This window comes from Streptomyces sp. V1I1 (genome assembly GCF_030817355.1).
Lineage (GTDB): Bacteria > Actinomycetota > Actinomycetes > Streptomycetales > Streptomycetaceae > Streptomyces.
Map to the genome: position 1 here is coordinate 3,651,510 of NZ_JAUSZH010000001.1, position 26,746 is coordinate 3,678,255.

Consider the following 26,746-nt stretch of genomic DNA (forward strand, 5'->3'; position numbering starts at 1 on the left):
TCGGAATCAACTTCACACGCTTCGACAGGACCGATTCCTCGACGAGGCACGAGAGACCGCTGACCCGGTCCGGCTGATGCGCTTGTTCGGCATCACCTCGCACACCGCGATCCACTACGTCCGCGCCGCCCACCCCGAATGCTTCACCATCGACCCCACCCAGGCGTGAGCCTTACTGACGCCGCTGGCCAAGGACACAGAACTCGTTACCTTCGGGGTCTGCCAATACAACCCACGATTGATCACCCTGGCCAATATCAACACGCTGTGCGCCATGAGCCACCAGACGAGCCACCTCGGCGTCCTGGTCATCAGGCCTGAAGTCGAGATGCAGTCGGCTCTTAACCTTCTTGCTCTCATCAAGCCGGACGAAGTCCAACCCCGGCAGGCGATCCGGCTCCGGGCGGATCTCGAACTCATCATCAGAGGAGTGCACCACAACCCAACCAAGAGCCGTAGCCCACCACTGCCCCAAGGCCACCGGATCTACCGAGTGAACAATTACCTGTTCCCATTCCAAGGTCATCAGCCGAGCTTAGACCTGCCAGGGCTTCGAATAATAGGCACTCAGGCCCCCTCATCGGGCTGAACCCGAGCGCCTTTCCCCTCGCGGAGCCACCCCCACCCGCAGGTTCGGCACACACCAGCGTTCAGATCCCGCGAACCCGCTGGTTTCGACCTACCCATGGCGGTACGCGCCGGACGGCTACGCCACCCGGCGTCAGCTCCGTGGCCTTGGGTTACGGCCCGGCGGGCAGCCGGTCGCCGCGCAGGTCGTGCGCCGCTGCCGAGGCCGCAAGTCCGGGGTCCTGGTTGCCCACCTCTACCGCGTCGACTGCGCAAAGCCGGTTCGGCCGATGACGTCGCGGAAGTGGGGCGCGCTCGCTCTGGCGATGCTCGCCCGCCGCACCTGCCCCAAGTGTCGGCTGGACGCCGGGTACTGCATCCCGCGCTCGCTCGGCATGTGCGTGACCTGCGCGTATCCGCCCGAACAGTGCGCTGCCTGAACACCCCATCTGTTCAAGGAGATTGCTGTGATTGGCAAGACCGCTTGGCCCGCGAACGTGCTGTTCCGGTTCCTGACGATCGGCGGGGCCACCGTCGACATTGCCCCGCAGCCGACCACTGCCCTGCCGGACCGCTATGCGGCCGTCTGCGGGGGCTGTGAGGCGTCCTACACGAATCCCACCGGCATGAGCCACAACGTCAAGTCCTGGGCTCAGGCGCACTCCGAGACGTGCCGGGCGCTGCCGCGCCCGACCACCTGACCTGCGGCGATGAACGGAGAGAGATGGTTAAGCTCACCGTCAGCACACACAAGCTGTTCGGCTACGGCGGGACCTTGCGCACGGCCAAGCGCCTGGCTGAGCAGGCCGTCACGCTCGTGGACCGGTCGGTGTCCGGCCGCATGCCGGACGTTCAGATCACCCTCACCGCCCCGCGGGCCTGGCGGAACTCGCGGTGGCCGCTGAAGTCGAGTTGGCCGGTGGGGTCGACAAGCGGATGCAGGCCCGCGCGCTGCGGGAGGCAAACCGGTATGCCCGCGATGCCGGCGCCCGTGCCGTCCCGCTCGCAGGCGGCGGGGTGTTGGTCCTGGTCAACGTCGACCACCACGCAGACCCTGCCCAGTTCGCCGTGACGCTCGTGCACGAGCTGGTCCACGCGATGCAGTTCAGCCGCAAGGGCGTGTGCGAGCGGATCGTGACTGACCTGCGCGACGGGTACGTCCTGGGCGGGACGCGGATCGTGGCCCGCCGCACCTGGGAGGGCCGCACCGCCTCCCGGTACGAGCGCATGCTCCGGGCCGCTGAAGCGGCCGGCAACTACGAGGTGGCCGCGGAGGGGGAGGAGCGCGGGCAGCGCTTCCGCCAGGCGCGCCACCAGCGCCGTATGGACCTGCTCACCGCACCGCTGGATGCGGCCAACGGCGTTGCTGCCGGTGCTGGAATGGGCACCGGTGTCCTGCTCCTGCTCGGCATCGCCATGGCGGTGGCGGTGGCGGTGGCGAACAAGGACTTCGCCGACGTCGCCACCCCGGTCATGGCCGTGGTCCAGCTCATCACCTGGCCGTCTTCATCGCCTCGGTCGTGTGGGGTCCGCTGGTTACGATCGGCCCGTGGGCTGCCCTGGTCGGGCTGTGGGCGGTGGGCAAGCACCAGCAGGCCGCACCCCAGTGGGCACCTTCCGGTCCGCGACCGCGACACCGACGGAGAGCCCATCACCCCCTCGATCGTCGTGCTTGCCCTGCGCAACCTCGGTATCGCGCCGCTTCGCACTGCCATCAAGGACATGGGCGACGCGGGCGCGTCGATGCTGGGAGCGATCCGGATTGCCGGATTCGGCGTGGAAGTCGACGTGACCCTGCCGTCCGGGGTGTCGACGGATGACGTGCAGAAGCGTCGGCGCAAGCTCGCTGAGAACCTGTCGATGCATGAGCACGAGGTGTTCATCACGATCCCCGAGGCGGCCCGCACGGTCCGCCTGTGGGTCGCCGACTCCGGCGCACTGGACGAGCCGATCGGCCCGTCCCCGCTCGTCACCGACGAGACGCCCCCTGCTCTCGTCGGCGCCTGAAGTGCTGGAAGCTCTTCGATGCCCCAGGCCGAACCTGGTATTGAGACCAAGACTGAGACCGCAGGCAGCAAGACGGCCCGTGATCGACATCACCGCCGCATCCGTCAAAAGCAAAAGCCCCAGGTCACGGCGAGTGAGTCCTGAGGCTTCTACAGAGCCGCCTTCGGGATTCGAACCCGAGACCTACGCATTACGAGTGCGTTGCTCTGGCCAACTGAGCTAAGGCGGCAAGCTGCGGATATACCCGTCCTCGCGAGGACACGTTCGCATCAGCAGCGGCGCCAAGTCTACAGGGTTGTTTCGGGTGCCCCGAACCAGGTCCGGGGCACCCCGCACCCCCGTCTACTTGCGCGCCATAGGCGTGGCTGTTGCCCGAGTTCAAGGACGCCGGGCACGGGCGGGCCTGGCGCCCACCAGCGGCTTGCGGGCCAACGGGCTCGCGCTCAGCGGCAGCGCTTGTTCTCCGGCGGAACCGTGCCTTCCAGCAGGTAGGTGTTGATCGCCGTGTCGATGCAGTCGCTGCCGCGCCCGTACGCCGTGTGGCCGTCGCCTTCGTACGTCAGCAGGGTCCCGGAGGAGAGCTGCTCGGCCAGTCCTCGCGCCCACTTGTAGGGGGTGGCCGGGTCCCGGGTGGTGCCGACGACCACGATCGGGGCCGCGCCCTTCGCTTCGATCCGGTGCGGCGCGCCGGTGGCGGGGGTGGTCCAGTACCCACAGTTCAGCGAGGCCCAGGCGAAGCCCCTGCCGAAGACCGGGGACGCCTTCTCGAACTCGGGGAGCGCGGACTGCACGGCCGCCGGGGCGGTAAAGGCGGGCGGCAGATCGAGGCAGTTCACGGCGGCGTTTGCGTACATCAGGTTCGCGTACGAGCCGTCGCCCTCGCGCTCGTAGTAGCTGTCGGCCAGCGCGAGGAGAGGCGCGCCGTCGCCGACCATGGCGCTCGCGAGGGCCGCGCGAAGCTGGGGCCAGGCGGACTCGTCGTACATCGCGGCGATCACTCCGGTGGTGGCCAGCGACTCGCCGAGCTTGCGGCTCTCGCCGGTCGGGATGGGCTGGGCGTCGAGCGCCGAGAAGAAGGCCTTCAGGCGTTTGGAGGCGTCGGCGGCGGACGTGGTGCCGAGCGGGCAGTCCTCCTGCTTGATGCAGTCCACGGCGAAGGACTGGAACGCGGTCTCGAAGCCGGCGGTCTGGTCGCGGTTCATCTGGCGGGAGGGCAGCGACGGGTCCATCGCGCCGTCGAGGACGAGGCGGCCGACGCGGTCGGGGAAGAGTTCGGCGTACGTCGCACCGAGGAAGGTGCCGTACGAAGCCCCGACGTAATTCAGCTTCTTGTCGCCCAGCACGGCACGCAGGATGTCCATGTCACGGGCCGCCTCAACCGTGGAGACATGGGGCAGGACCTCGCCGGAACGCTTCTTGCAGCCCGCCGCAAAATCCTTGAGCGACGTGGTGAGCCGGGTCGTCTCGGCGGCGTTGTCGGGAGTCAGGTCGACCTGCGTGTACGCGTCCATCTCCTTGCCGCTGAGGCATTCGACGGGCTCACTGCGGGCGACGCCGCGCGGGTCGACGGCGACCATGTCGTACCGGGCGCGGACGGGGGCGGGGTAGCCGACGCCCGCGTACCCTTGGAGGTAGCCGACGGCCGAGCCGCCCGGGCCGCCGGGGTTGACGAGCAGCGAGCCGAGGCGCTTGCCGGGGCCGGTGGCCTTCTTGCGGGCGACGGCCAGTTTGATCGACTCGCCGTCGGGCTTGGCGTAGTCCAGCGGGGCCTTCATGGTGGCGCAATCGAATCCCGGAACGCCGCAGGGCCGCCACTTCAGCTGCTGCGCGTAGTACGGCTTGAGCGCGGCGTCGGGGGCGGATCCGCTGTCGCCCGCGGCGGAGGCGGTCGCAGAGGCGCTCGGCGACGAACTCCCGTCCGTACAGCCGGAGATCAGCAGACCGGCCGTGGCCAGCGCAAGGGTGAAGGTGCGGAACAGGCGCCTGGTGTCCATCCCCGGAGCGTAGTGCGCGCTGAGCGGTGATGCCTTTCGGCGCACGTACGGGTGAGCCGGTCAAACGGGTCAGCGGCGCCCGCGGCACGCGCGGGTCAGCCGGCGCGCCGGGTCAGCCTCGCGGCCGGTCAGCCCGCGCGGCAAGTCGGCCGCCTGTCGGCCGGCCCGCCGTTCGGCCACGCCGGTCGCCCCCGCCCCGGGACGGGCACCCGCCTCGCCGGTCACCCGGCGCGCAGTGCCACCGCCATCGCCTCGACTGCCAGCAGCGGCGCCACATTGGTGTCCAGCGCCTGGCGGCAGGCGACCACCGCCTCTATCCGGCGCAGGGTGCCCGCGGGGGTTGATGCGCGGGCGATCCGGTCGAGTGCGTCCCGTACGTCGTCATTGGCGAGCGCGACCTCGGAGCCCATCTGGAGCGCGAGCACATCGCGGTAGAAAGCCGGTCAGATCGGTGAGCGCCAGGTCCAGGCTGTCCCGCTGCGAACGCGTCTTGCGCCGCTTCTGCCTGTCCTCCAGCTCCTTCATCGCCCCGGCTGTCCCCCGCGGCATCCGTCCGCCGGCCCCCGCGCCGAGAGCCGCCTTGAGGTCCTCGGTCTCCTTGACGTCGACCTCCTCGGCGACCTGCTTGGCGTCCTCGGCCGCGGCGTCGATCAGCTCCTGCGCGGCCTTGAGGCAGCCGCCGATGTCCTCGACGCGCAGCGGCAGCTTGAGAACGGTGGCCCGGCGGGCGCGGGCCCGCTCGTCGGTGGCCAGGCGGCGGGCCCGGCCGATGTGCCCCTGGGTGGCGCGGGCGGCGGCCGCGGCGACGTCGGGCTCGATGCCGTCGCGCCTGATCAGTACGTCGGCGACGGCGGCAACGGGCGGCGTACGGAGAGTGAGGTGCCGGCAGCGGGAACGGATCGTGGGCAGCACGTCCTCCAGGGACGGCGCGCAAAGCAGCCACACGGTGCGGGGAGCGGGCTCCTCGACGGCCTTCAGCAGAACATTGCCCGCGCCCTCGGTGAGGCGCTCGGCGTCCTCCAGGATGATCACCTGCCAGCGGCGGCCGGCCGGGGAAAGCTGGGCGCGGCGGACGAGCTCGCGGGTTTCCTTGACGCCGATGGACAGCTGGTCCGTACGGATCACGTCGACGTCGGCGTGCGTACCGACGAGGGCGGTGTGACAGCCGTCGCAGAACCCGCAGCCGGGCTCCCCGCCGAGGGCCCGGTCGGGGCTGACGCACTGCAACGCGGCGGCGAACGCCCGCGCGGCGGTGGACCCCCCGGAGCCGGGGGGGCCGGTGAACAGCCAGGCGTGGGTCATCTTCGACGCGTCGGGGGGCTGCTCACCGCGGGCTTCGACGGTGACGCGGAGGTCGGCGTCCCGCGCGGCCGCGGAAAGCTGCGCCTGGACGCGCTCTTGGCCGACGACGTCGTCCCATACGGCCATGTGCGGTCACCCGCCTTTCGTGCTGGGGTCTCCCATTGTGGGGGAGGGGTCTGACAGCGCGGCCGGGGCGGGGAGTTTTCTCCCACCCCGCCCCTTCCCGAAACTGGGGGCAGGCCCCCAGGCCCCCCGGGGGGAGGGAGGTTCGTGGGGGCTGACGCCCCCACACCCCCAAGAGCGACAGCTCGCGACGCAAGCGGCACGCACAAACCGGAGCGTTCGCTTCGCGGCCGGAGGCCACGCCCGCGCAGCCGAGAGCGCTCGCCTCGCAGCGCGAGCGGCACCCACAAACCCCGGAGCGTTCGCTTCGCGGCGCAAGTGGCACCCGCGCCCCAGGAGCGACAGCTCGCGACGCGAGCGGCGCGCACCACCCGCCGAGTGTTCGCGTCGCGGCGCGAAACGACGTCCCGGCCCCCGACAGCACTGTCTTCGCGACCCGCGACCGCGACCGGCGTCCCCGGCCGCCCGCGCCGGGCGGTCAGCGGGCCGTCAGCGCCTGCCCCGGCCGCCGCCGTTGTCGTCCTCGTCGTGCGGGCCCAGCAGTTCGTCCGCCAGGGTCGGGAGGTCGTCCAGTGGCGTCTCCTCCGCCCAGTCCGAGCGGCGGCGACGGCGGCCCGAGTCCGGGTCGACCTGGGGGAGTTCGCGGGTGCGGTCGTTCGCGTCCGCGTCCGCGCTCGGCGCCTCGTCGCGGAAGATGCCCGGCGGGATCTTGCCGGAGGCGTCAGCGTCCCGTGCGTCCTCCCGTACCGGCGGAAGCACCGCCGTCTCCTCCGCGTCCGCCGGGAACTTCGGGAGCACAGCCGTCTCATCCGCCGCAGGCGACGGTGGCGTCACCGGCGACGGGACCTCCTGCGTCACCTCGTCCGGCCTGACCACCGGCGTCGGCACCGTGAGGTCATTCGCCGAAGCTGAAGCTGAAGCCGCAGCAGCCGCCTCCGCCAACCGTCGCGCCTCCTCCGCCCTCAGCAGCGCCTCTTCCGCCTTCCGCTGCTTCTCGAGACGACGTTCCTCCGTCTCCGCCCGCAGCCGGGCCTCCTCCTCGGCCTGCCTGCGACGCCGTTCCTCTTCCGCCCGGAGTGCCTTCTCCTCCGCCTCGCGCCGGCGGCGTTCCTCTTCCGCCCGGCGGCGCGCTTCTTCCGCCCGCTGCCGGGCCTCCTCCGCCTGCCGCTCGGCCTCGCGCTGCCGCGCCTCCTCCAGCTCGTGGCGCTTGCGCTCCTCCTCCTCGGCGCGGAGCTTCGCGAGCTGTTCCTGCCGCTCGCGCTCGATCCGCTCTTCCTCCGCCTTGCGCGCGGCCTCTTCCTCGGCCCTGCGCCGGGCCTCCTCCTCGGCCGCCTTGCGCGCCTCCGCCTGCGCCCTCACCTCGGCGTCGGAGAGCGGCAGCATCTGGTCGAGCCGGTGCCGTACGACGGTGGCGACCGACTGCGGCTCCTGGCCCGCGTCCACCACCAGGTACCGGCCCGGATCGGCCGCGGCCAGCGTCAGGAACCCGGCACGCACCCGATGGTGGAACTCCGCCGGCTCCGACTCCAGCCGGTCCGGTGCCTCCGTGAACCGTTCCCGCGCGGTCTCCGGCGAGACGTCCAGCAGCACCGTCAGATGCGGTACGAGTCCGTCCGTGGCCCACCGGGAAATACGGGCGATCTCCGTCGGCGACAGGTCGCGGCCCGCGCCCTGGTAGGCGACCGAGGAGTCGATGTAGCGGTCGGAGATGACGATCGCGCCGCGCTCGAGCGCGGGCCGTACGACCGAACTGACGTGCTCGGCGCGGTCGGCGGCGTACAGCAGTGCCTCCGCGCGGTTCGACAGCCCCTCCGAAGACACGTCGAGCAGGATCGACCGCAGCCGCTTCCCGATCGGCGTGGCACCCGGCTCGCGCGTGACCACGACCTCGTGGCCCTTGGCCCGGATCCACTCCGCGAGCGCCTCGACCTGCGTGGACTTCCCGGCCCCGTCGCCGCCCTCTATGGCGATGAAGAATCCGGTGGCGGCCGGCGCCTGCGCGGGGTCGGACCCGCGGCGCAGCGCGTCGCCCAGATCGCGGCGTAGCGGCACGCCCGACCGGTCGTCGGTCTTCGCGAGCACGATCGCCGCCACGGGCAGCAGCAGCGCGCCGGCCAGCATCAGCGTGAACGCCGCGCCGCCGTGCGCGAAGACGAAGTCGCCGCTCGCCAGCCGGTGCGGCCCGATCGCGGCGGACAGCAGCGGGGCCGCCAGCGCGCCGAGGCCAATGGCGACCCGGACGACCGCCTGGAGGTGTTCGGTGATCCGGGCGCGCCGGAAGTCCTCCGCCTCCTGGTCGACGAGCGCATGCCCGGTGCTCGCGGCGACACCGGCCGCGAGGCCTGCGAGCAGCGCGATGAACAGCACGCTCGCGGTGTCCGGCACCAGGCCCATGGCAAGCAGCGCGACTCCGGTGACCGCGACCGCGAGGGAGAGCAGCCGGCGCCGGGAGAGCGTGGGCAGTACGGACGCGGCCCCGCGGATGCCCAGCCCCGTACCGCCGGTCAGCGCGAGCACGAGCAGCGCGAAGGCGGCGGGCCCGCCGCCCAGGTCAAAGGCGTGCAGTACGGAGACGGCGACGGCGGAAGCGATCGCGCCCGCGACCGCGGCGCAGGCGAGTACGAACAGCGGAATGGCGCCCGTACGCCCCTTGTCCAGGCCGTTGCCGGTGGACGGGCGGCGCAGTCCTTCGAGCGGCGAGCGCGGCCGCGGCGTCAGCGAGCCGGGCAGCTCGACAAAGTACAGCGTCGACACGGACGCGGCGAAGAGACCGGCCGCGACATACGAACCGAGGGCCGCCTGGTGCAGCGAGAACCACTCGATGCCCGAGCCGAGCAGATTGCCGATCAGCGTGGCCACCAGCAGTACCGCGGCCCCGGCGGGGATCACGGCGAAGCCCGTACGCAGCCAGAGCCGGCGCAGCGCGTCGATGTGGTCCGGCAGCGGGCGCACCGCAGCGCCCTCCAGCGGCGGGGCGGGCAGCAGCGCGGGCGCCGCGCCGTCGCGGGCGACCGTCCAGAAACGCTCGGCGACTCCCGTCACGAAGACGGTGATCAGCAGGATCGCGGGCGCGTTGTCGGGGGTCCAGTCGACCCACAGCGGCGCGATCACGAGGAGCGCGAGACGCAGCCCGTCCGCGCCGATCATGGTCCAGCGCCGGTCGAGCGGCCCCTTGGGCGAGGTGAGGCTCGTCAGCGGGCCGAGGAGTACGGCCCCGAACAACAGCGTTGCGAGGACCCTCGCGCCGAGCACGGCAGCGACGGCGAAGGCCGCCCCGCGGTAGCCGGACCCGAACGAGCCCGCGGCGACCGCCGCCTGAAGCGTCAGCAGCAGAAGCACAAGAACGGCGACGGCGTCCCCGACACCGCCCGCGACCTGGGCACTCCACAACCGCCTCAGCGGAGGGAAGCGCAGCAGGGCGCGCACGGCTCGCTCACGTGAGTCCGCGGCAAGTGCGTCGGTTGCGTCGGAGTCTGAGGCAGTCTCTGAGACGGTGCTCACGACCGCCTGCTGCTCGGCTGGCTGCTCGGCTCGCGTCATCCGCCCAGCCTATCCGGAGTGCCCCGCTCCCCGGAGGCCTGGCCGAACATACGGGCGCTTTGTACGGAGGATGAGAAAGCTCCCTCTCACAAAGGGCCCGTAATACGCGACGACATGCGTACTTACTCGTCCGCCGACGCGGCCGTCTTCTTTGCGGCAACCGTCTTCTTCGCAGCGGTCTTCTTCGCGACCGTCTTCTTCGCAGCGGTCTTCTTGGCGGCGGTCTTCTTCGTCGGCGCCTTCTTGGCCGGAGCCTTCTTCGCCGTCTTCTTGGCGGGCCCCTTGGCGCGCTTCTCGGCGAGCAGCTCGTAGCCGCGCTCCGGCGTGATGTCCTCGACGCTGTCGCCGGTGCGCAGCGTCGCGTTCGTCTCGCCGTCGGTGACATACGGACCGAATCGGCCGTCCTTGACCACCACCGGGCGCTCGCTCACCGGGTCCGTGCCCAGCTCCTTCAGCGGCGGCTTGGCGGCGGCCCGCCCGCGCTGCTTCGGCTGCGCGTAGATCGCGAGGGCCTCGTCCAGCGTGATGTTGAAGAGCTGGTCCTCGCTCTCCAGCGAGCGCGAGTCCGTGCCCTTCTTCAGATACGGGCCGTACCGGCCGTTCTGCGCGGTGATCTCCACGCCGTCCGCATCGACGCCGACGACCCGCGGCAGGGACATCAGCTTCAGCGCGTCCTCGAGCGTGACCGTGTCCAGCGACATCGACTTGAAGAGCGAGGCCGTCCGCGGCTTGACCGCGTTCTTGCCGGTCTTCGGGGTGCCCTCGGGCAGCACCTCTGTCACATACGGGCCGTACCGGCCGTCCCGCGCGATGATCTGGTGCCCGCTGACCGGGTCCGTGCCCAGCTCGAAGTCGCCGCTCGGCTTGGCCAGCAGCTCCTCCGCGTACTCCACGGTGAGCTCGTCCGGAGCGAGATCCTCAGGGACGTCGGCGCGCTGGTGGCCTTCCGCGTCCTTCTCACCGCGCTCGATGTACGGGCCGTAGCGGCCGACGCGCAGCACGATGCCCTCGCCGACCGGGAAGCTGGAGATCTCCCGGGCGTCGATCGCGCCGAGGTCGGTCACCAGCTCCTTCAGACCGCCGAGGTGGTCGCCGGCGCCGTTGCCGACGCCGGACGCGGCGCCCGCGTCGTCGCCCTCGCCGAAGTAGAAGCGCTTCAGCCACGGCACGGCCTGGGCCTCGCCCCGCGCGATGCGGTCGAGGTCGTCCTCCATCCTGGCCGTGAAGTCGTAGTCGACAAGCTGGCCGAAGTGCTTCTCCAGCAGATTGACCACGGCGAAGCTCAGGAACGACGGTACGAGCGCCGTCCCCTTCTTGAAGACATAACCGCGGTCGAGGATGGTGCCGATGATCGATGCGTATGTCGACGGGCGGCCGATCTCTCGCTCTTCCAGCTCCTTGACCAGCGAGGCCTCGGTGTAGCGGGCCGGCGGCTTGGTCGCGTGGCCGTCCACCGAGATCTCCTCGGCGGCAAGCGCGTCGCCCTCGGCGACCTGCGGCAGACGGCGCTCGCGGTCGTCGAGCTCGGCGTTCGGGTCGTCGGCGCCTTCCACGTAAGCCTTCATGAAGCCGTGGAAGGTGATCGTCTTGCCGGACGCGGTGAACTCGGCGTCCCGGCCGTCGCTCGCCCGGCCGCCGATCCTGACGGTGACGCTGTTACCGACCGCGTCCTTCATCTGGGAGGCCACGGTCCGCTTCCAGATCAGCTCGTAGAGCCTGAACTGGTCGCCGGTCAGACCCGTCTCGGCCGGAGTGCGGAAACGATCACCCGAAGGACGAATCGCCTCGTGCGCCTCCTGCGCGTTCTTGACCTTCCCGGCGTACACACGCGGCTTGTCCGGCAGGTAGTTGGCGCCGTACAGCTGCGTGACCTGCGCCCGGGCCGCCGAGACCGCGGTGTCGGAGAGCGTGGTGGAGTCCGTACGCATATAGGTGATGAAGCCGTTCTCGTACAGCTTCTGCGCGACCTGCATGGTGGCCTTGGCCCCGAAGCCCAGCTTGCGGGAGGCCTCCTGCTGCAGCGTCGTCGTACGGAAAGGTGCGTACGGAGAGCGGCGGTACGGCTTCGACTCGACCGCGCGGACGGCGAACGAGGCGTCCTGGAGCGCGGCGGCCAGCGCGCGGGCGTTCGCCTCGTCCAGGTGCAGGACCTGGCCGGACTTGAGCTGCCCGTCCGAACCGAAGTCGCGGCCCTGGGCGACGCGCTGTCCGTCGACGGTGTTCAGGCGGGCCGTGAGTGTGGAGGGGTCCGAGGCGTCACCGGCGCGGCCTGTGGAAAACGTGCCGGTCAGGTCCCAGTACTCGGCGGAGCGGAAGGCGATGCGCTCGCGCTCACGCTCGACGACGAGGCGGGTGGCGACGGACTGCACACGGCCGGCGGAGAGCCGCGGCATGACCTTCTTCCACAGGACCGGCGAGACCTCGTAGCCGTAGAGACGGTCGAGGATACGGCGGGTCTCCTGGGCGTCGACCCATGCGCTTGTTGAGCTCGCGGGGGTTTTCGACGGCCTCGCGGATCGCGTCCTTGGTGATCTCGTGGAAGACCATCCGGTGGACGGGGACCTTGGGCTTGAGGACCTCGAGGAGATGCCAGGCGATGGCCTCGCCCTCGCGGTCCTCATCGGTGGCGAGGAAGAGTTCGTCGGACTCGGCGAGCTGCTCCTTGAGCTTCCTGACCTGGGCCTTCTTGTCGGCATTGACGACATAGATCGGCTGGAAGTCATTCTCGACGTCGACACCGAGGCGCCGCACCTCGCCGGTGTACTTCTCGGGCACCTCGGCGGCGCCGTTCGGGAGGTCGCGGATGTGCCCGACACTCGCCTCGACGACATAGCCGGGGCCGAGGTAGCCCTTGATCGTCTTCGCCTTGGCAGGCGACTCGACGATCACGAGTCGGCGGCCGCCCTGTGCGGTCTCGCTGGTCGGGGACAACTTCGCTCTTCTCTCCGGTCGACGCTATGTGGGCGTTCACGGCAGTACGGCACTGGGTGCGGCACGGCTGTGACGCTGCTGTCGCTGCGGAGTGTGACGGTACAACCCGCCCCCGTGTCAAACGGCAAAAGCCCGCAACGGCCACTCGAACGGTAACCCGACTCCGGCTATTCCTGCCGCCCGGACCGGCACAAGACCGGCACGGCAGGGCTTCGGCCCCGAGATCGACCGCGGACCAGACCCAGATCAGACCGCGGATCAGACCGCGCATCAGAGGCGGATCAGAAGCAGATCAGACGCGGCCGAAGCACCACACGCCGAGGGCGAGGAACGCGGCTCCGAAGAATGTCGCGAGCGCGACGGCCGTGGCGGGACTCACTCCGTGCGCGACAGGTGCCCGGTGCCGCAGACGCGCTCCCGTCCACAGCAGCAGCCCGGCCCCGAACAGCGTGAACGCCGTCCCGGCGAAGATCGCTGGCCCGCTCTCCATGTCCGTACCCGGCCTTTCGCTGATGCCAAGGTGCTGCCCCGGAGGCCGAGGCTGGCACCTCCGGGCGTCACGGGTGCGAATTGCGGGTGAACGCCGCGTGGGTTCACCCGCCCGGTCGCGGTGCCGGTCGGCACCGCGACCGGGCCGGTCGGAGCGGGGCCCCCGAGGGCATGGCGGAGGCGGCCGCTCCCCTTCTTCTTCTGGATGTTGGCTTCTTCTGGATGTTGGCCGGTTTCACCTCATGAGCGAACCGGCTCCAGGAAGCCCTCTTCCACCAGCAGCCGGAGTGCCTGCGGCGTGCGGTCGCGCAGCAGCACCGGGTCCTCGTGGAGCAACTGAGCGATGGCGTCCAGGATCCGCCCGGCGCTCAGCGTCCCGTCGCACACGCCGGCGAAGCCCGCGCCGACCGTGTCGACCTTGGTGGCCCGGCGCATTCCGCGGTTCTGACGGAGCACCACATGCTCGGGGTCCTCCGCGCCCGGCAGCCCGACCTGCTCCTGGACGACCTCCGCCGTCAGCGTGAAGTGGTCCGCGAGCAGCGCCGCGTCGTCGTGCGTACGCAGATAGTCCTGCCGCGCGAAATGCGCCCGCACGCTCTCACCCAGCGGCTGCTCGACCGGGTGCGGCCACTCCTCGGCGACGATCGACGGGCGGTCGGAACCGGATTTCCTGAGCGTGATCCAGCCGAAGCCGACGGCCTTGGTCTTGCGCGCCTCGAACTCGTCCAGCCACGCGTCGTACCGAGCCGCGTACTCGGCCGGGTCGTCGTGGTGGTCGCCGCTGTCGCGCAGCCACAACTCGGCGTACTGCGTCACGTCCTGCACCTCGCGCTGCACGATCCAGGCGTCACAGCCGCGCGGCACCCAGGAACGCAGCCGCTCCTGCCACTCCTCCCCCTCCACGTGCTGCCAGTTGGCGAGGAACTGGGCGTAACCCCCGTCGTTCAGCCTGTCCCCCGCCTGCTGAACGAGCGATCGGCACAGATCGTCCCCGCCCATCCCGCCGTCCCGGTAGGTCAGCCGGGCACCGGGGGAGATCACGAACGGCGGGTTCGACACGATCAGGTCGTACATGTCCTTCCCGACCGGCTCGAAGAGCGAGCCCTCGCGCAGATCGGCCTCCGGCGCCCCGGAGAGCGCGAGCGTGAGCCGCGCGAAGTGCAGGGCGCGCGGGTTCAGATCGGTGGCCGTGACACGGGTCGCGTGCTGCGCGGCGTGCAGCGCCTGGAGGCCGGAGCCGGTGCCCACGTCGAGCGCGGAGGACACCGGCGTACGGACGGTGATCCCGGCGAGCGTGGTGGACGCCCCGCCGACGCCGAGGACGACTCCCTCGCCCTGGCCGCTCGCACCGCTGGCGCCGCCGACCGCGCACCCGAGGTCGGAGACGATGAACCAGTCCTGCGCCTCCGGACCGCCGTACGGCCGCACGTCCACCGTGGCCCGTACGTCGTCGCCGTCCCGTACCAGCCAGCCGTCGGCCAGGCATTCCTCGATCGGCAGCGCGGCCCGTGCCCGCTCGTACGCGACGGGTCGCTGGAGCAGGAACAGTCGTACGAGCGTGTCCAGGACGCCGTCCCCGCGGGTCGCGCGCAGGGCGGGCACGGTCTCGCTGCGGGCGAGGGCGGCGTACGCGGGTGCGCCGAGCAGGTCGAGCAGCCCGTCGGCGGTGAAGGCGGCGGCGATGAGCGCCTCGCGCAGCCGGGGCGAGCGGTCGGGCGAGGGAAGGCCTGGGACAAGGCTGGTCGTACTCACCTGCCCATTGTGGCGGCCACCACTGACAAACGCCGCCTACGGGGTGGCCCTACTCCTTCGTGGACGCCGATCCGGACGGTTTGGCCGGAGCGGACGGGGCCGATCCTGTCCCGCCGGCGGCGGGGCTCGACGTCTTCGCCGCCTGGCAGCCGGGCTCCTTCGCCATCGCCTTGCCGAGCTCGCCGGACTGCAGCTTCTTCAGCGCGTCCTGGTCCATCTTCTCGATCTTCTTCAGACCGTCGGCGACTCCCTGCAGGCCGTCCGCGAACTTCTGCTGGTCCTTGGCGTCGAGAGCGTCGACCTGCTTCTTCAGACCGAGGTAGGCCGTGGCGGTGTCGTTGAGCTCCTTGACCGCGTCCTGCTGCAGCTTCTCGCCGTTGTCGACCGGCGGCGTACCGGCACCCTGCACAGCGGTGGCGAGCGCCTTGTCCGCGTCGGCGATGTCCTGGAAGGCCTTCGAGTCGGCGGCCTGGATGTCGGACGGCTTGCCGTCCGCCGCCGTCGAGATGATGGTCTGCTGGGCGTTGGCCCTCTTCTGGATCTGCGGCTGCGCCTGGTCACAGACCTTCTTGGCCCAGGCATTCACCTTGCTGTCACCGTCGTCGCTGCTGCAGCCGGACAGTGCCAGTACCAGTACCGCGCCGCCGGACAGTGCGGCCGCAAGCTTCTTGTTCACCGGATTGGTCCCTTCCAAGGCTCTCGGCCCCGGAACATACACGCCAAGTGGGCGACAACCGCATGTCGCACATCCGATTGATGGCTTTTTGTGACCATTTGCACCAAGGGAGACAAGGCTCACGACGGCCCACGGCGGCATGCAAACGGGCGGACAGCACGTCAATGCGCGCCGCCCGCCCGCCTCTTGAGCAGGTGTTACGAAACCACCGCTGGATCAGGCGACTTCGCGCTCCGTTCCGCGAGGTTGTCGTCGTCACCCACAGCGATGCCGCGCCTCTTGGAGATGTACACGGCGCCGACGATGACGAGAATGGCGAGCACCGCCACCAGCGCGCGCATTCCGGCACTGGAGTCGTCCCCGTAGCTGAACTGGACGACCGCGGGCGCGATCAGCAGCGCCACCAGGTTCATCACCTTCAGCAGCGGGTTGATGGCCGGGCCCGCGGTGTCCTTGAACGGGTCGCCGACGGTGTCGCCGATGACGGTCGCGGCATGGGCCTCACTGCCCTTGCCGCCGTGGTGGCCGTCCTCGACCAGTTTCTTGGCGTTGTCCCACGCGCCACCGGAGTTGGCCAGGAAGACGGCCATCAGGGTGCCGGTACCGATCGCGCCCGCGAGGAAGGAGCCCAGGGCTCCGACGCCGAGCGAGAAGCCGACCGCGATCGGGGTCAGTACGGCGAGCAGACCTGGTGTGGCCAGCTCGCGCAGCGCGTCCTTGGTGCAGATGTCGACGACGCGCCCGTACTCCGGCTTCTCGGTGTAGTCCATGATCCCGGGGTGCTCGCGGAACTGCCGCCGCACCTCGTAGACCACCGCGCCCGCCGACCGGGACACCGCGTTGATCGCGAGACCCGAGAAGAGGAAGACGACCGCGGCGCCGAGGATCAGCCCCACCAGGTTGTTGGGCTGCGAGATGTCCATCACCAGGTTCATCGGGGCGCCGTCGCCGACCTTCTCGCCGACCTCCCGGGCCGCGGTCGCGATGGCGTCGCGGTACGAACCGAAGAGCGCCGCCGCGGCCAGTACGGCCGTGGCGATGGCGATTCCCTTGGTGATGGCCTTGGTGGTGTTGCCGACGGCGTCGAGCTCGGTGAGCACCTGCGCGCCCGCGCCCGTGACGTCGCCGGACATCTCGGCGATGCCCTGCGCGTTGTCGGAGACGGGACCGAAGGTGTCCATGGCGACGATGACGCCGACGGTGGTGAGCAGGCCGGTGCCGGCGAGCGCCACCGCGAAGAGGGCGAGCATGATCGACGTACCGCCGAGCAGGAACGCCCCGTACACGCTCAGGCCGATCAACAGCGCGGTGTAGACGGCGGATTCAAGACCGATGGCGATGCCGGCCAGCACGACGGTGGCGGGTCCGGTCAGCGAGGACTTGCCGATGTCCCGCACGGGACGGCGGGTGGTCTCGGTGAAGTACCCCGTCAACTGCTGGATCAGGGCCGCCAGCACGATGCCGATGGCGACGGCGACGAGCGCCAGAACCCGCGGGTCCCCTGGGTGCGAACGGATCGCGGCCTCGGTGACGCCGTCCAACTTGGCGTACGAGGACGGCAGATAGATGAAGACCGCTGCGGCCACCAGTGCGAGCGAGATAGCCGCGGAGATGAAGAATCCGCGGTTGATGGCGGTCATCCCGCTGCGGTCGGCGCGCCGCGGGGCGACCGCGAAGATGCCGATCATCGCGGTGACCACGCCGATCGCCGGGACGATCAGCGGAAAAGCGAGTCCGGCGTCGCCGAATGCCGCCTTGCCGAGGATGAGCGCCGCCACGAGCGTGACGGCGTACGACTCGAAGAGGTCGGCCGCCATGCCCGCGCAGTCGCCGACGTTGTCGCCCACGTTGTCCGCGATGGTCGCGGCGTTGCGCGGGTCGTCCTCGGGGATTCCCTGCTCGACCTTGCCGACGAGGTCGGCGCCGACGTCGGCGGCCTTGGTGAAGATGCCGCCGCCGACACGCATGAACATGGCGATCAGTGCGGCGCCGAGGCCGAAGCCCTCGAGCACCTTGGGGGCGTCGGCCGCGTAGACGAGAACCACGCAGGAGGCACCGAGCAGGCCGAGGCCCACCGTGAACATGCCGACCACGCCTCCCGTCCGGAAAGCGATCTTCATAGCCTTGTGCGATACGGCCGTCAGATCCTTTTCCGGCTCGCCCTCCGCCGGTGTTGCCTCACGCGCGGCCGCGGCCACGCGCACATTTGCTCTCACGGCAAGACGCATGCCGATGTATCCGGTGGCCGCCGAGAACAGCGCACCCACCAGGAAGAACACCGATCGACCGCCGCGCTGCGACCAGTCGTCCGCCGGAAGAAGCATCAGCAGGAAGAACACCACGACGGCGAAGACACCGAGGGTGCGCAACTGCCGTGCGAGATAGGCATTCGCGCCTTCCTGCACTGCTGCCGCGATCTTCTTCATGGAATCGGTGCCCTCGCCGGCGGCCAGCACCTGGCGCACCAGCAGCTGGGCGACGATCAAGGCCGCCACCGCGACTGCGGCGATGACGATCACGATCAGTCGGTTGTCGTCGGTCAGTACCGCGGCTGCGAGAGAAGTGGGTTGATCGGACAGTTCTGTATTGACGAGCCCCGCCATTCGTCCTCCTTGACGCTCAGAGCTCAAGATGTGGACGGATTGTAGGGAGCGGAACCTGATCGAAACAGGGCGCGGCAAATGAAATTGACCTTCGCTTGCTACTCAGCAAATGATCGGGTCCCGAAACAGCCCCCGAAAGAAGTAATGGGGCAAAGGCATTGACGCGTATTAAATGATCTAGAGAAAAGGGAAAAGGCCCTGCTCAGCGGGGCCGTATCGAATAAAGACGATCAAAGGGCCGGTGGCATGCCCCCGTTGTCGATCATCAAGAGTCAGGGCAGCACGGTGACGGGCGTCGTCGGCCAACTCATCCGGATTACGCCCCCCTCCTCGCTGGAACTGACCTCCACGTCGTCGACGAGACCGCTGATGACCGCGAGGCCCATCTCGTCCTCACCCTCGGAGTCCGTGTCCTCGTCCGTGCCGCTGCGCCCGCCCGGGACCGCGGTGGATCCCTCGGCGCCCGCACCCGGGACCTCGTCCCTGACCTCGATGGAGAAGGTCTTCTCCTCCTCGGACAGCGCAACCTGCACGGGGGAGGTGATGCCATAGCTGCGGTGCAGCCCGACGGCACGGCTGCACGCCTCGCCGACCGCGAGCCGGACCTCGTCCAGCACGGCCTCGTCGACCCCGGCCCGGCGAGCCACGGCAGCGGCCACCAGACGGGCGGTCCTGACATGCTCAGGCTGAGCACTGAAGCGGAGTTCAACGGTGGCCATGCAATCCCCCTTGGACGTTCGGGCGTGCATCTCAGGGGCCCGGGCTGGATGCCCGGTGCCCCTCCCTACTTCCGGCAGTCTCCGGCCGACCTCAGTCGGTGGCCGCGACAGCTTCGTCGACCGTGGTGTGGATGGGGAACACCTTGGTCAGACCTGTGATCCGGAAGATTTTGAGAATGCGCTCCTGGTTGCAGACCAGGCGCAGCGAGCCCTCGTGCGCGCGAACGCGCTTCAGGCCGCCCACGAGCACGCCGAGGCCGGTGGAGTCGAGGAAGTCCACACCTTCCATGTCGACAACCAGGTGGTAGTTGCCGTCGTTCACCAACTCGACCAGCTGCTCACGCAACTTGGGCGCGGTATACACATCAATCTCGCCACCGACCTCGACGACCGTACGGTCGCCACCAGGGCCGGACACATTGCGAGTCGACAGGGACAGGTCCACGGATCCTCCAGCACCTTGCTATCGAGCGGCCGCCCCCTGAGGTCTCCCCGGCGGAGCCGGAGGACGGTCGCCAGCCGCGATGGCATTCAATCACTTACCAGCAGCCATGCACGACGCCTTGGGACCATTGTCCGTCACGCCGGTGACACACTCGGTGCCGATGGCCATGAATCACCGTCCCAGACGACCTCCCGAGAGCGGGGACACCCGCCCCTCCCCCGGTATGGTCCTTGACCGGCTCACCGCGGGGGCGGGCCGGGCCGCGCGCATCACTCATACGGAGCACTTGCCCCCGAGGCCCGGCCGCCATGCCGTCTGGCCCGACCGCATCCGCCCGGAAGTGATCAACGCCATTCAGCAGGCGGGCATCGAGCACCCCTGGGTCCACCAGGCAGCCGCCGCCGAGCACGCTCTGGACGGCGAATCGGTCGTCATCGCCACCGGAACCGCCTCAGGCAAGTCGCTGGCCTACCTCGCTCCCGTACTCACCGCCCTCCTCGACGGAGCCGAGGCCCCGAATGGACGCGGTACGACGGCCCTCTACCTCGCCCCGACCAAGGCCCTCGCCGCCGACCAGCTCCGCGCGGTCAAGGCGCTCAGCGCGCCGCTCGGCAATCGCGTCCGCCCCGCGGTCTACGACGGCGACACGCCGGTCGAGGAACGCGAATGGGTGCGGCAGTACGCCACCTACGTCCTCACCAACCCGGACATGCTCCACCGCGGGATACTTCCCTCCCACCCCCGCTGGTCCTCCTTCCTGCGCTCCTTGCGCTACGTCGTCATCGACGAGTGCCACACCTACCGGGGTGTCTTCGGCTCCCACGTCGCCCAGGTGCTGCGCCGCCTTCGCCGCGTATGCGCCCGCTACGGTGCGAATCCCGTCTTCCTCCTCGCCTCCGCCACCGCCGCGGAACCCGCTGTGGCCGCCGGCCGGCTCACCGGACTGCCCGTCCAGGAGGTCGCCGACGACGCCTCGCCCCGCGGCGAGCTCGTCTTCGCACTCTGGGAGCCGCCGCTCACCGAGCTGCACGGCGAGAAGGGCGCGCCCGTACGCCGCACCGCCACCGCAGAGACCGCCGACCTCCTGACCGACCTGACCGTGCAGGGAGTCCGCACCGTCGCCTTCGTACGCTCCCGGCGTGGCGCCGAGCTCATCTCCGTCATCGCCAAGGAACGTCTGGCGGAGGTGGACCGCTCACTGCCCCCGCGTGTCGCCGCCTACCGGGGCGGCTACCTCCCCGAGGAGCGGCGCGCCCTTGAGCGGGCCCTGCACTCCGGGGAGCTCCTCGGCCTGGCCGCCACCACCGCCCTGGAACTCGGCGTCGACGTATCCGGCCTCGACGCCGTCGTGATCGCCGGCTACCCCGGCACACGCGCCTCCCTGTGGCAGCAGGCGGGCCGCGCGGGCCGCTCCGGCCAGGGCGCCCTGGCCGTCCTCGTCGCCCGCGACGACCCCCTGGACACCTTCCTCGTCCACCACCCCGAGGCGCTGTTCCAGCAGCCCGTGGAGTCCACGGTCCTCGACCCCGACAATCCGTACGTCCTCGCCCCCCATCTGTGCGCTGCCGCGGCCGAGCTCCCGCTCACGGACGCCGACCTGGATCTCTTCGGCCCGGCGACCGCCGAGCTCATGCCCCAGCTGGAGGCTGCCAAGCTGCTGCGCCGCCGGGCGTCGGGCTGGCACTGGACCCGCCGCGAGCGGGCCGCCGACCTCACCGACATCCGGGGCGAGGGCGGCCGCCCCGTGCAGATCGTCGAGGCCGCCACCGGCCGGCTGCTGGGCACGGTCGACGAGTCGGCCGCCCACACCTCGGTGCACGACGGTGCCGTCCACCTCCACCAGGGCCGTACGTACCTGGTGAAGCACCTGGACCTGGAGGACTCGGCCGCCCTCGTCGAGGAGGCCAACCCGCCGTACTCCACCACCGCCCGCGACACCACCTCCATCTCCGTACTCGAAACCGACACCGAGATCCCATGGGGCGACGGACGCCTCTGCTACGGCTCCGTCGAGGTCACCAACCAGGTCGTCTCCTTCCTGCGCCGCAAGCTCATCACCGGTGAGGTGCTCGGCGAGACCAAACTCGATCTGCCGCCGCGCACCCTGCGCACCCGGGCCGTGTGGTGGACGGTCACCGAGGACCAGCTGGACGCCGCCCGGGTGGGCCCGGAGCAGCTGGGCGGGGCCCTGCACGCCGCTGAGCACGCCTCCATCGGGATGCTGCCGCTCTTCGCCACCTGCGACCGCTGGGACATCGGCGGCGTGTCCGTGCCGCTCCATCCGGACACGCTGCTGCCGACGGTCTTCGTGTACGACGGCCATCCGGGTGGCGCGGGCTTCGCCGAGCGGGCCTTCCACACCGCCCGTGAGTGGCTCGCGGCCACCCGTGAGGCGATCGCCTCCTGCGAGTGCGACGCGGGCTGCCCGTCCTGCATCCAGTCCCCCAAGTGCGGCAACGGCAACGACCCGCTGCACAAGCGCGGCGCGGTCCGCCTCCTCACGGAACTGCTCCGGGGAGCCCCGGCGGCCCCGCCCGGGCTCCGGGAAGCACCGGCGGCCCCGCCCGCGACCTGACCGTCGGCGCGTACGGCCCGAAGCGGGCCTGAGCCGTCACTTCGGCGATCTCGCCCCGCACGGCACACCGCAGCACTGCCGCGCCCTGCGCCCTGGCCACCTCGACCGCCTTGGCGCAGGCCGCGGCCGTGCCCCGCAGGGCGTGATCGGCCGCGGCAAGCACCGCCAAGTCGGCGGCGGAGCCGGCCCGGTGCCGGGCGACGACCGCCTGCCCCATGGCCAGGACGACGGCGAAGACGACACACAGCACGGTGGTGACCATGGCAGCCCAGACGGTCGCCGACCCGCGATCCCGGGTCATGGGCCCGCGATCCTGCGTCATCGGCCCGCGGTCCCGGGTCATGGGCCCGCGGTCCCGGGTCATCGGGTCGCCTCCGGAGTGGCCGGGCCCGCGGTGGCGGTTCGGCGCGTGGCTGCCTCACCGGCAGCCGGTTGCTCGGCGGAGGCGTCCCGCCGGGTCGCGTCCCGCCCCACCGTGTCCTCGGCGAGGGCCGCCGCCTCCGCGCTCAGCGTCAGGGCCAGCGTGCCCGGGCCGGGAGTGTACGCCTCGACCCGTACCCGCCACAGGTCCCCCGCCCGCCTCACCGTGACCCGCGCACCAGCCGGGGCCGCCGAGCGGGCGGCGGCCAGCGTGGCCGCCCGCGGTTCGGACCTGGCGGCCGCCCGGGCCCCGGCCCGGGCCCCGTCCACGCACTGGATCTGCGCGGAGGCCGCCATCAGCGCCCAGACCAGGGCCATGGCGAAGACCACCAGGGCGGGCACCGCGACGGCCGCCTCCGCCGTCACAGACCCCCGGTCGTGCGCCCTGCCGCGCACCTCGTCGCACATCTTGTCGCGCACCTCAGAACTGCGCATTGAGGGCTTTCCCGATCACCGATTGGAGCGCCCCCGAGACGGCCCCGCTCGTGACGACCTTGTACAGAACGGCCGCGAAGGCACACGCGGCGATCGTCCCCATCGCGTACTCGGACGTCGTCATCCCCGAGTCCCTGCGCATCCTGCGCGAAAGCCCGCGCAGCCATACCCGCATCGGATTCCACATATCAACCCCCAAGAGATCTCGTTCAGTTGCTCAGTTGCCGTTCAGCAGTCCGTCGGCCAGGCCGATCACCACCGGAGCCACCCCCACCGCCAGAAAGGCAGGCAGGAAGCACAGCCCCACAGGTGCGGTGATCAGGACTTGGGCCTTGCGGCCCCGGGCCGCGGCCGACCGCGCCCGGTCGGCCCGGAAGCGCTCGGCCAGCCGGGACACCGGCTCCGCGGCCGGCGCGCCCGTGGAGTCGGCGCGCTCCAGACAGCGGGCCAGCCCTGTCGCGCCCGGTATCTGCGCCAACCACCCCCAGGCGCGTGCCGGCTCACCCCCGAGCCGCAATTCGGCCGCCGCCCGCGCGAGCCGCTCGCCGACCTGCCCGCCCAGCGACTCCCCGACCGCCTCCGCCGCCTCCCGTGGCCCCGCCCCGGCCGAGATGCAGGCCGCCAGAAGGTCGGCGGCAAGCGGCAGTTGACGGCCGGCATCCCGGTCCACGGGACCCGGGTCCGGTTTGCGGTTCCGCTGCCAGCGCCGTACGCCATAAGCCCCGCCGAGCCCGACGGCACAGCCGATCACCCCGCCGACGAGGACATAGCCGGTGATCACCGCGCCCAGCGGGTAGGCCCATTGCCGCACCCATGTCCCGAACTCCGGTCGCCACCACTGCCGTTCGCGCTCCATCGCCAGCAGCGTCTCGATCCGCCTGCGCACCCTGCGCCCGTCCCGTCGCCCCGCGATCGTGAAGCCCAGGCAGGCCACCACGGCCAGCAGAAAGACCACTACCCCCAGCCTGTGGACGGCGTCCCCGGTCATGGCTCCTCGCCCCTCCGTACGATCCGCGCGGCCCAGCAGAGGCCCGCGGCCTCCAGTAGCCCGCCCACCGCCAGGCACACCAGGCCCGCAGGGGTGTGCAGCAGGACCCTCAGGGGATCGGCGCCCAGTGCCCAGCCCATCCCCAGGCCCACCAGCGGAAGCGCCGCCAGCAGGGCGATCGTCGACGACGCACCCGCCAACTGGGTGCGTAGGTCCGCCCGTTGGTCGCGCTCTGCCCGCAGCCCCGCCTCCAGCCGGTCAAGCCCCGCGGCCAGTCCGGCCCCGCTGTCCACGGCCACCCGCCAGCAGGCCGCGACTCCGGCGAGCCCGTCCGCGCCCGGCTCGCGCGCCGCTTCCCGCAGCGCCTGGGGCACGTCGCCCCCGAACCGCGCCGCGGCCAGCACTGCGGCCTCCGTGCCGCCCAGCGCCCCCGTGGATCTTGCGGCGAACAGCAGCGCCTGCCCCGGCTGCAGCCCTGCCCGCAGTTCCCCTGCGACGGCACCGCACAAGATGATCACCCCCTCGGCTCGCCGCTCCTGCTCGCGCCCCCGCTCCCGGGCCCGCAGCCGTCGCCTCACCAGCGGCACCGCTGCCGCCCCCGCGATCAGCGGCAGCACCGACTCCCCCAGCACGGAGAGGAGTAGCGCCACCGGCAGGCACAGCCACTCCCGCCGCAGCCTGACCCATGGCAGCACCCGCTCCCACGACCGCCTCGGAGAGACCTCCACCGCACCGCCGCCAGCAAGCAGCAGCCGCGCGCGCTTGATCCCCTGGTCCCGCCCGACCGTCAGCCACGCCGCCGCACCCGCGCACACCGCGGCCGCGTACACCGGCTCACCGGCCATCACCGCGCACCCCCGATCAGCGGCCGCAGCCGCTCCCAGCCCTGCTCGTACGCAAAGGCGTCCGCGCCCCACCGCAGCGCAGGCACGGTCACCACCAGCCCTGCCGCGTCCCGCTCCAGCACATGCACCTCGGCGATACGCCGCCGCCCACCCCGGTCCCGCACGAGATGGATCACCACCGAGAGGGCCGCTGCCAACTGGCTGTGCAGCGCCGCCCGGTCGAGCCCCGCCGCCGTCCCGAGCGCCTCCAGCCGCGCGGGCACATCCGCTGCCGCGTTGGCGTGGACGGTCCCGCAACCGCCCTCGTGCCCGGTGTTGAGCGCGGCCAGCAACTCGGTCACCTCCGCTCCACGCACCTCCCCGACGACCAGCCGGTCAGGCCGCATCCGCAGCGCCTGGCGCACCAGGTCCCGCAGCGTCACCCGGCCGGCGCCTTCCTGGTTCGCCGCGCGCGACTCCAGCCGCACCACATGCGGATGCTCGGGTCTGAGCTCCGCCGAGTCCTCGGCCAGGACGATCCGCTCCCGCTCCCCCACGAGCCCCAACAGACTGGACAGCAAGGTCGTCTTCCCCGAGCCCGTGCCGCCGCTGATGAGGAACGACAGCCGGGCGTCAATCAGCGCCCGCAGCACCCGGTCCCCGCTCGGTGGCACCGTCCCCGCAGCGACGAGCTCCCCCACCGAGAACGCCCTGGGCCGCACCACCCGCAGCGACAGACACGTCGAGCCGACCGCCACCGGCGGGATCACAGCATGCATCCGCGTCCCGTCCGGCAGCCGGGCATCCACCCAGGGCCGGGCGTCGTCCAGCCGCCGCTCCGCCACCGCGGCGAGCCGCTGTGCCAGCCTGCGCACCGACGCCGCGTCCGCGAAGGTGACCCCGGTGAGCTCGAGACCGCGCCCTCGGTCCACCCACACCCGCTCGGGCGCGGACACCAGGACGTCGGTCACGGACGGATCGGCCAGCAGCGGCTCCAGCGGTCCCGTCCCCACCAGTTCGCACCGCAACTTCTCGGTGCCGCCGAGCACTTCGGCGTCCCCGAGCAGCCGCCCTTGCGCCCGCAGCGCTGCCGCCACCCGGGCCGGCGTGGGCTCGGCCCCGCTCTCCGCGAGCCTTTCTCGTACCGCGTCCAGCAGTCCGGTGCTCATGAGACACCGCCCCCGGTCAGCGCCCGCTCCCAGAAGGCCATGCAGAACCTGGCCAACGGCCCGCGCGCACGGCCCGGCGGAGCACCCCCGTCCTGCGCGGCCAACAGTCCGGCCTCCACGGGCAGTTCGCCCGCCAGCGGCAGCCCCAGAGCGTCCGCGACCCATTGCTCGTCCAGGCCCTCCGCAAACGGCCCACGCACCACCACGCGCAGGTCCTGGAGCACCATGCCCACCGTCGACGCCACCCTGTTCGCCGCGGCGACCGCCCGCAGCTCGCCCGGCACCACCAGCAGCCCGAGATCGAGCTGGGCCAGCGCCTCCGCCACGCCCTCGTCGACCCGGCGCGGCAGATCCACGACCACCACCCCGCCGCGCCTGCGTGCCGCGGCCAGAACCGAACGCATCGCCTCAGGCGGGATCACCACCGAGTCCCCGCGGTCCCAGCTGAGCACCCGCAGCGCATGCAGCTCGGGCAACGACTCCTCCAGCGCCCCGCCGGCGACCCGCCCCTTGGAAGCGGCGAAATCCGGCCAACGTCTGCCTTCCACTTGCTCTCCGCCGAGCAACACGTCCAGCCCGCCGCCGAGTGGGTCCCCGTCGACCAGCATGGTGCGCCGGCCGGCCCGGGCCGCGCAGACCGCCAGCGCGCAGGCCAGCGTCGATGCCCCGGCTCCGCCCCTGCCGCCGATCACACCGACGGTCAGCGCCTGGCGTCCGACACCCTCGACCACGTCGGCGATCCGGTCGACGAGCCAGCCTTCCGCATCGGGCAGCCGCAGCACGCAGTCGGCCCCGATTTCCACAGCCCGCCGCCAGACGTCCGGGTCGTCCTGGTCCCGCCCCACGAGCAGCACACCCCGCCTGCGCGTGGCCCCGCGGCAGCGCGCGGCCGCGTCGTCGCCGACGAGCACCAGCGGCGCGCCCTCCCAGCTTCCGCTTCGCTCCGGCACCGAGTGATGGACCTCCGGTTCGGCTCCCGCCGCGGCGCACAGCCGCAGCAGATCGTCGAGCAGTTCCATATCCTCAGTGACGATCAGAGGCCCGTCCCGCCGCCCTTCGACGACCGGCGGCCGCTGAGATGTGATGGATCCAGCCACGATCTCCACCCCCTACTTACTTCGATCTCGCTTCGTTCCGAGATCTGCGATTCCTGCGGTCCGCGAACTACGCGGGTGGAATCACCGTGC

The 26,746-nt window shown here is 71.2% G+C and carries 19 protein-coding genes, 1 tRNA gene and 3 pseudogenes; 4 read left to right on the top strand and 19 right to left on the bottom strand.

Annotation, left to right across the window (positions count from 1 at the left end; translation table 11 throughout):
• Positions 1 to 172 precede the first annotated feature (172 nt).
• Positions 173 to 526: a VOC family protein gene (locus tag QFZ67_RS17085; RefSeq protein WP_307661951.1), complete on the bottom strand. Its 354-nt coding sequence runs from the start codon at positions 524 to 526 to the stop codon at positions 173 to 175.
• 142 nt (positions 527 to 668) lie between these two features.
• Between QFZ67_RS17085 and QFZ67_RS17090 the strand changes: the two genes are divergently transcribed.
• The 3 genes and pseudogenes from QFZ67_RS17090 to QFZ67_RS17100 all read left to right on the top strand — a co-directional run.
• On the top strand, positions 669 to 1,007 hold the full coding sequence (locus QFZ67_RS17090; protein WP_307665871.1) for an RRQRL motif-containing zinc-binding protein: 339 nt from the start codon (positions 669 to 671) through the stop codon (positions 1,005 to 1,007).
• A gap of 27 nt (positions 1,008 to 1,034) precedes the next feature.
• Entirely contained in the window at positions 1,035 to 1,268 is a 234-nt protein-coding gene (locus QFZ67_RS17095; RefSeq protein WP_307661952.1) for a hypothetical protein, read from the top strand.
• 397 nt (positions 1,269 to 1,665) lie between these two features.
• A pseudogene (locus QFZ67_RS17100) lies at positions 1,666 to 2,550 on the top strand (ATP-binding protein); the annotation flags it as partial.
• A 179-nt stretch (positions 2,551 to 2,729) separates the two neighbouring features.
• Here QFZ67_RS17100 and QFZ67_RS17105 read toward each other — a convergent pair.
• The 11 genes and pseudogenes from QFZ67_RS17105 to QFZ67_RS17155 all read right to left on the bottom strand — a co-directional run bounded on the left by QFZ67_RS17105 (position 2,730) and on the right by QFZ67_RS17155 (position 19,148).
• Positions 2,730 to 2,803: transfer RNA gene (locus QFZ67_RS17105), tRNA-Thr, on the bottom strand.
• Between the two features lie 214 nt (positions 2,804 to 3,017).
• Positions 3,018 to 4,568, bottom strand: coding sequence for an alpha/beta hydrolase (locus QFZ67_RS17110; RefSeq protein ID WP_307661953.1), 1,551 nt, complete (start codon positions 4,566 to 4,568; stop codon positions 3,018 to 3,020).
• A gap of 221 nt (positions 4,569 to 4,789) precedes the next feature.
• Positions 4,790 to 5,996: pseudogene (locus tag QFZ67_RS17115) on the bottom strand (DNA polymerase III subunit delta').
• 486 nt (positions 5,997 to 6,482) lie between these two features.
• A complete protein-coding gene (gene tmk / locus QFZ67_RS17120) occupies positions 6,483 to 9,533 on the bottom strand; it encodes a dTMP kinase (protein WP_307661954.1) in 3,051 nt (1,016 codons plus the stop codon).
• A gap of 122 nt (positions 9,534 to 9,655) precedes the next feature.
• A pseudogene (gene topA / locus QFZ67_RS17125) lies at positions 9,656 to 12,464 on the bottom strand (type I DNA topoisomerase).
• A gap of 292 nt (positions 12,465 to 12,756) precedes the next feature.
• Entirely contained in the window at positions 12,757 to 12,954 is a 198-nt protein-coding gene (locus tag QFZ67_RS17130) for a hypothetical protein (RefSeq protein WP_307661955.1), read from the bottom strand.
• A gap of 239 nt (positions 12,955 to 13,193) precedes the next feature.
• Positions 13,194 to 14,705: a class I SAM-dependent methyltransferase gene (locus QFZ67_RS17135; protein WP_307661956.1), complete on the bottom strand. Its 1,512-nt coding sequence runs from the start codon at positions 14,703 to 14,705 to the stop codon at positions 13,194 to 13,196.
• Between the two features lie 49 nt (positions 14,706 to 14,754).
• Positions 14,755 to 15,381: a small secreted protein gene (locus QFZ67_RS17140; protein WP_307661957.1), complete on the bottom strand. Its 627-nt coding sequence runs from the start codon at positions 15,379 to 15,381 to the stop codon at positions 14,755 to 14,757.
• 197 nt (positions 15,382 to 15,578) lie between these two features.
• On the bottom strand, positions 15,579 to 17,984 hold the full coding sequence (locus QFZ67_RS17145; RefSeq protein WP_307661958.1) for a sodium-translocating pyrophosphatase: 2,406 nt from the start codon (positions 17,982 to 17,984) through the stop codon (positions 15,579 to 15,581).
• A 272-nt stretch (positions 17,985 to 18,256) separates the two neighbouring features.
• Positions 18,257 to 18,703: an ATP-binding protein gene (locus tag QFZ67_RS17150; protein ID WP_307661959.1), complete on the bottom strand. Its 447-nt coding sequence runs from the start codon at positions 18,701 to 18,703 to the stop codon at positions 18,257 to 18,259.
• Between the two features lie 91 nt (positions 18,704 to 18,794).
• A complete protein-coding gene (locus QFZ67_RS17155) occupies positions 18,795 to 19,148 on the bottom strand; it encodes an STAS domain-containing protein (RefSeq protein ID WP_266533145.1) in 354 nt (117 codons plus the stop codon).
• Positions 19,149 to 19,227: 79 nt separating this feature from the next.
• Between QFZ67_RS17155 and QFZ67_RS17160 the strand changes: the two genes are divergently transcribed.
• Positions 19,228 to 21,723: a DEAD/DEAH box helicase gene (locus QFZ67_RS17160; RefSeq protein WP_307661960.1), complete on the top strand. Its 2,496-nt coding sequence runs from the start codon at positions 19,228 to 19,230 to the stop codon at positions 21,721 to 21,723.
• Here the strand turns inward: QFZ67_RS17160 and QFZ67_RS17165 are convergent.
• From QFZ67_RS17165 to ssd, 7 genes are read right to left on the bottom strand one after another with little or no spacing between them, the layout of a single operon-like run.
• Complete coding sequence (locus QFZ67_RS17165) at positions 21,647 to 22,024, bottom strand: Rv3654c family TadE-like protein (RefSeq protein ID WP_307661961.1); 378 nt, start codon at positions 22,022 to 22,024, stop codon at positions 21,647 to 21,649. The genes QFZ67_RS17160 and QFZ67_RS17165 overlap by 77 nt on opposite strands.
• 59 nt (positions 22,025 to 22,083) lie before the next feature.
• Complete coding sequence (locus QFZ67_RS17170; protein ID WP_307661962.1) at positions 22,084 to 22,578, bottom strand: TadE family type IV pilus minor pilin; 495 nt, start codon at positions 22,576 to 22,578, stop codon at positions 22,084 to 22,086.
• Positions 22,565 to 22,765 (bottom strand): DUF4244 domain-containing protein, encoded by a 201-nt coding sequence (locus tag QFZ67_RS17175; protein ID WP_307665872.1) that lies wholly within the window; start codon positions 22,763 to 22,765, stop codon positions 22,565 to 22,567. Before QFZ67_RS17175 ends, QFZ67_RS17170 begins: the two co-directional genes overlap by 14 nt.
• Before the next feature lie 30 nt (positions 22,766 to 22,795).
• On the bottom strand, positions 22,796 to 23,566 hold the full coding sequence (locus QFZ67_RS17180) for a type II secretion system F family protein (protein ID WP_307661963.1): 771 nt from the start codon (positions 23,564 to 23,566) through the stop codon (positions 22,796 to 22,798).
• On the bottom strand, positions 23,563 to 24,411 hold the full coding sequence (locus QFZ67_RS17185; protein ID WP_307661964.1) for a type II secretion system F family protein: 849 nt from the start codon (positions 24,409 to 24,411) through the stop codon (positions 23,563 to 23,565). The genes QFZ67_RS17180 and QFZ67_RS17185 overlap by 4 nt, the downstream gene beginning before the upstream one ends.
• The gene (locus tag QFZ67_RS17190) at positions 24,411 to 25,559 is read right to left on the bottom strand and encodes a TadA family conjugal transfer-associated ATPase (protein ID WP_307661965.1); all 1,149 of its coding nucleotides are present in this window, start codon (positions 25,557 to 25,559) and stop codon (positions 24,411 to 24,413) included. The genes QFZ67_RS17185 and QFZ67_RS17190 overlap by 1 nt, the downstream gene beginning before the upstream one ends.
• Complete coding sequence (gene ssd / locus QFZ67_RS17195; RefSeq protein WP_307661966.1) at positions 25,556 to 26,656, bottom strand: septum site-determining protein Ssd; 1,101 nt, start codon at positions 26,654 to 26,656, stop codon at positions 25,556 to 25,558. Before ssd ends, QFZ67_RS17190 begins: the two co-directional genes overlap by 4 nt.
• Between the last annotated feature and the right edge of the window lie 90 nt (positions 26,657 to 26,746).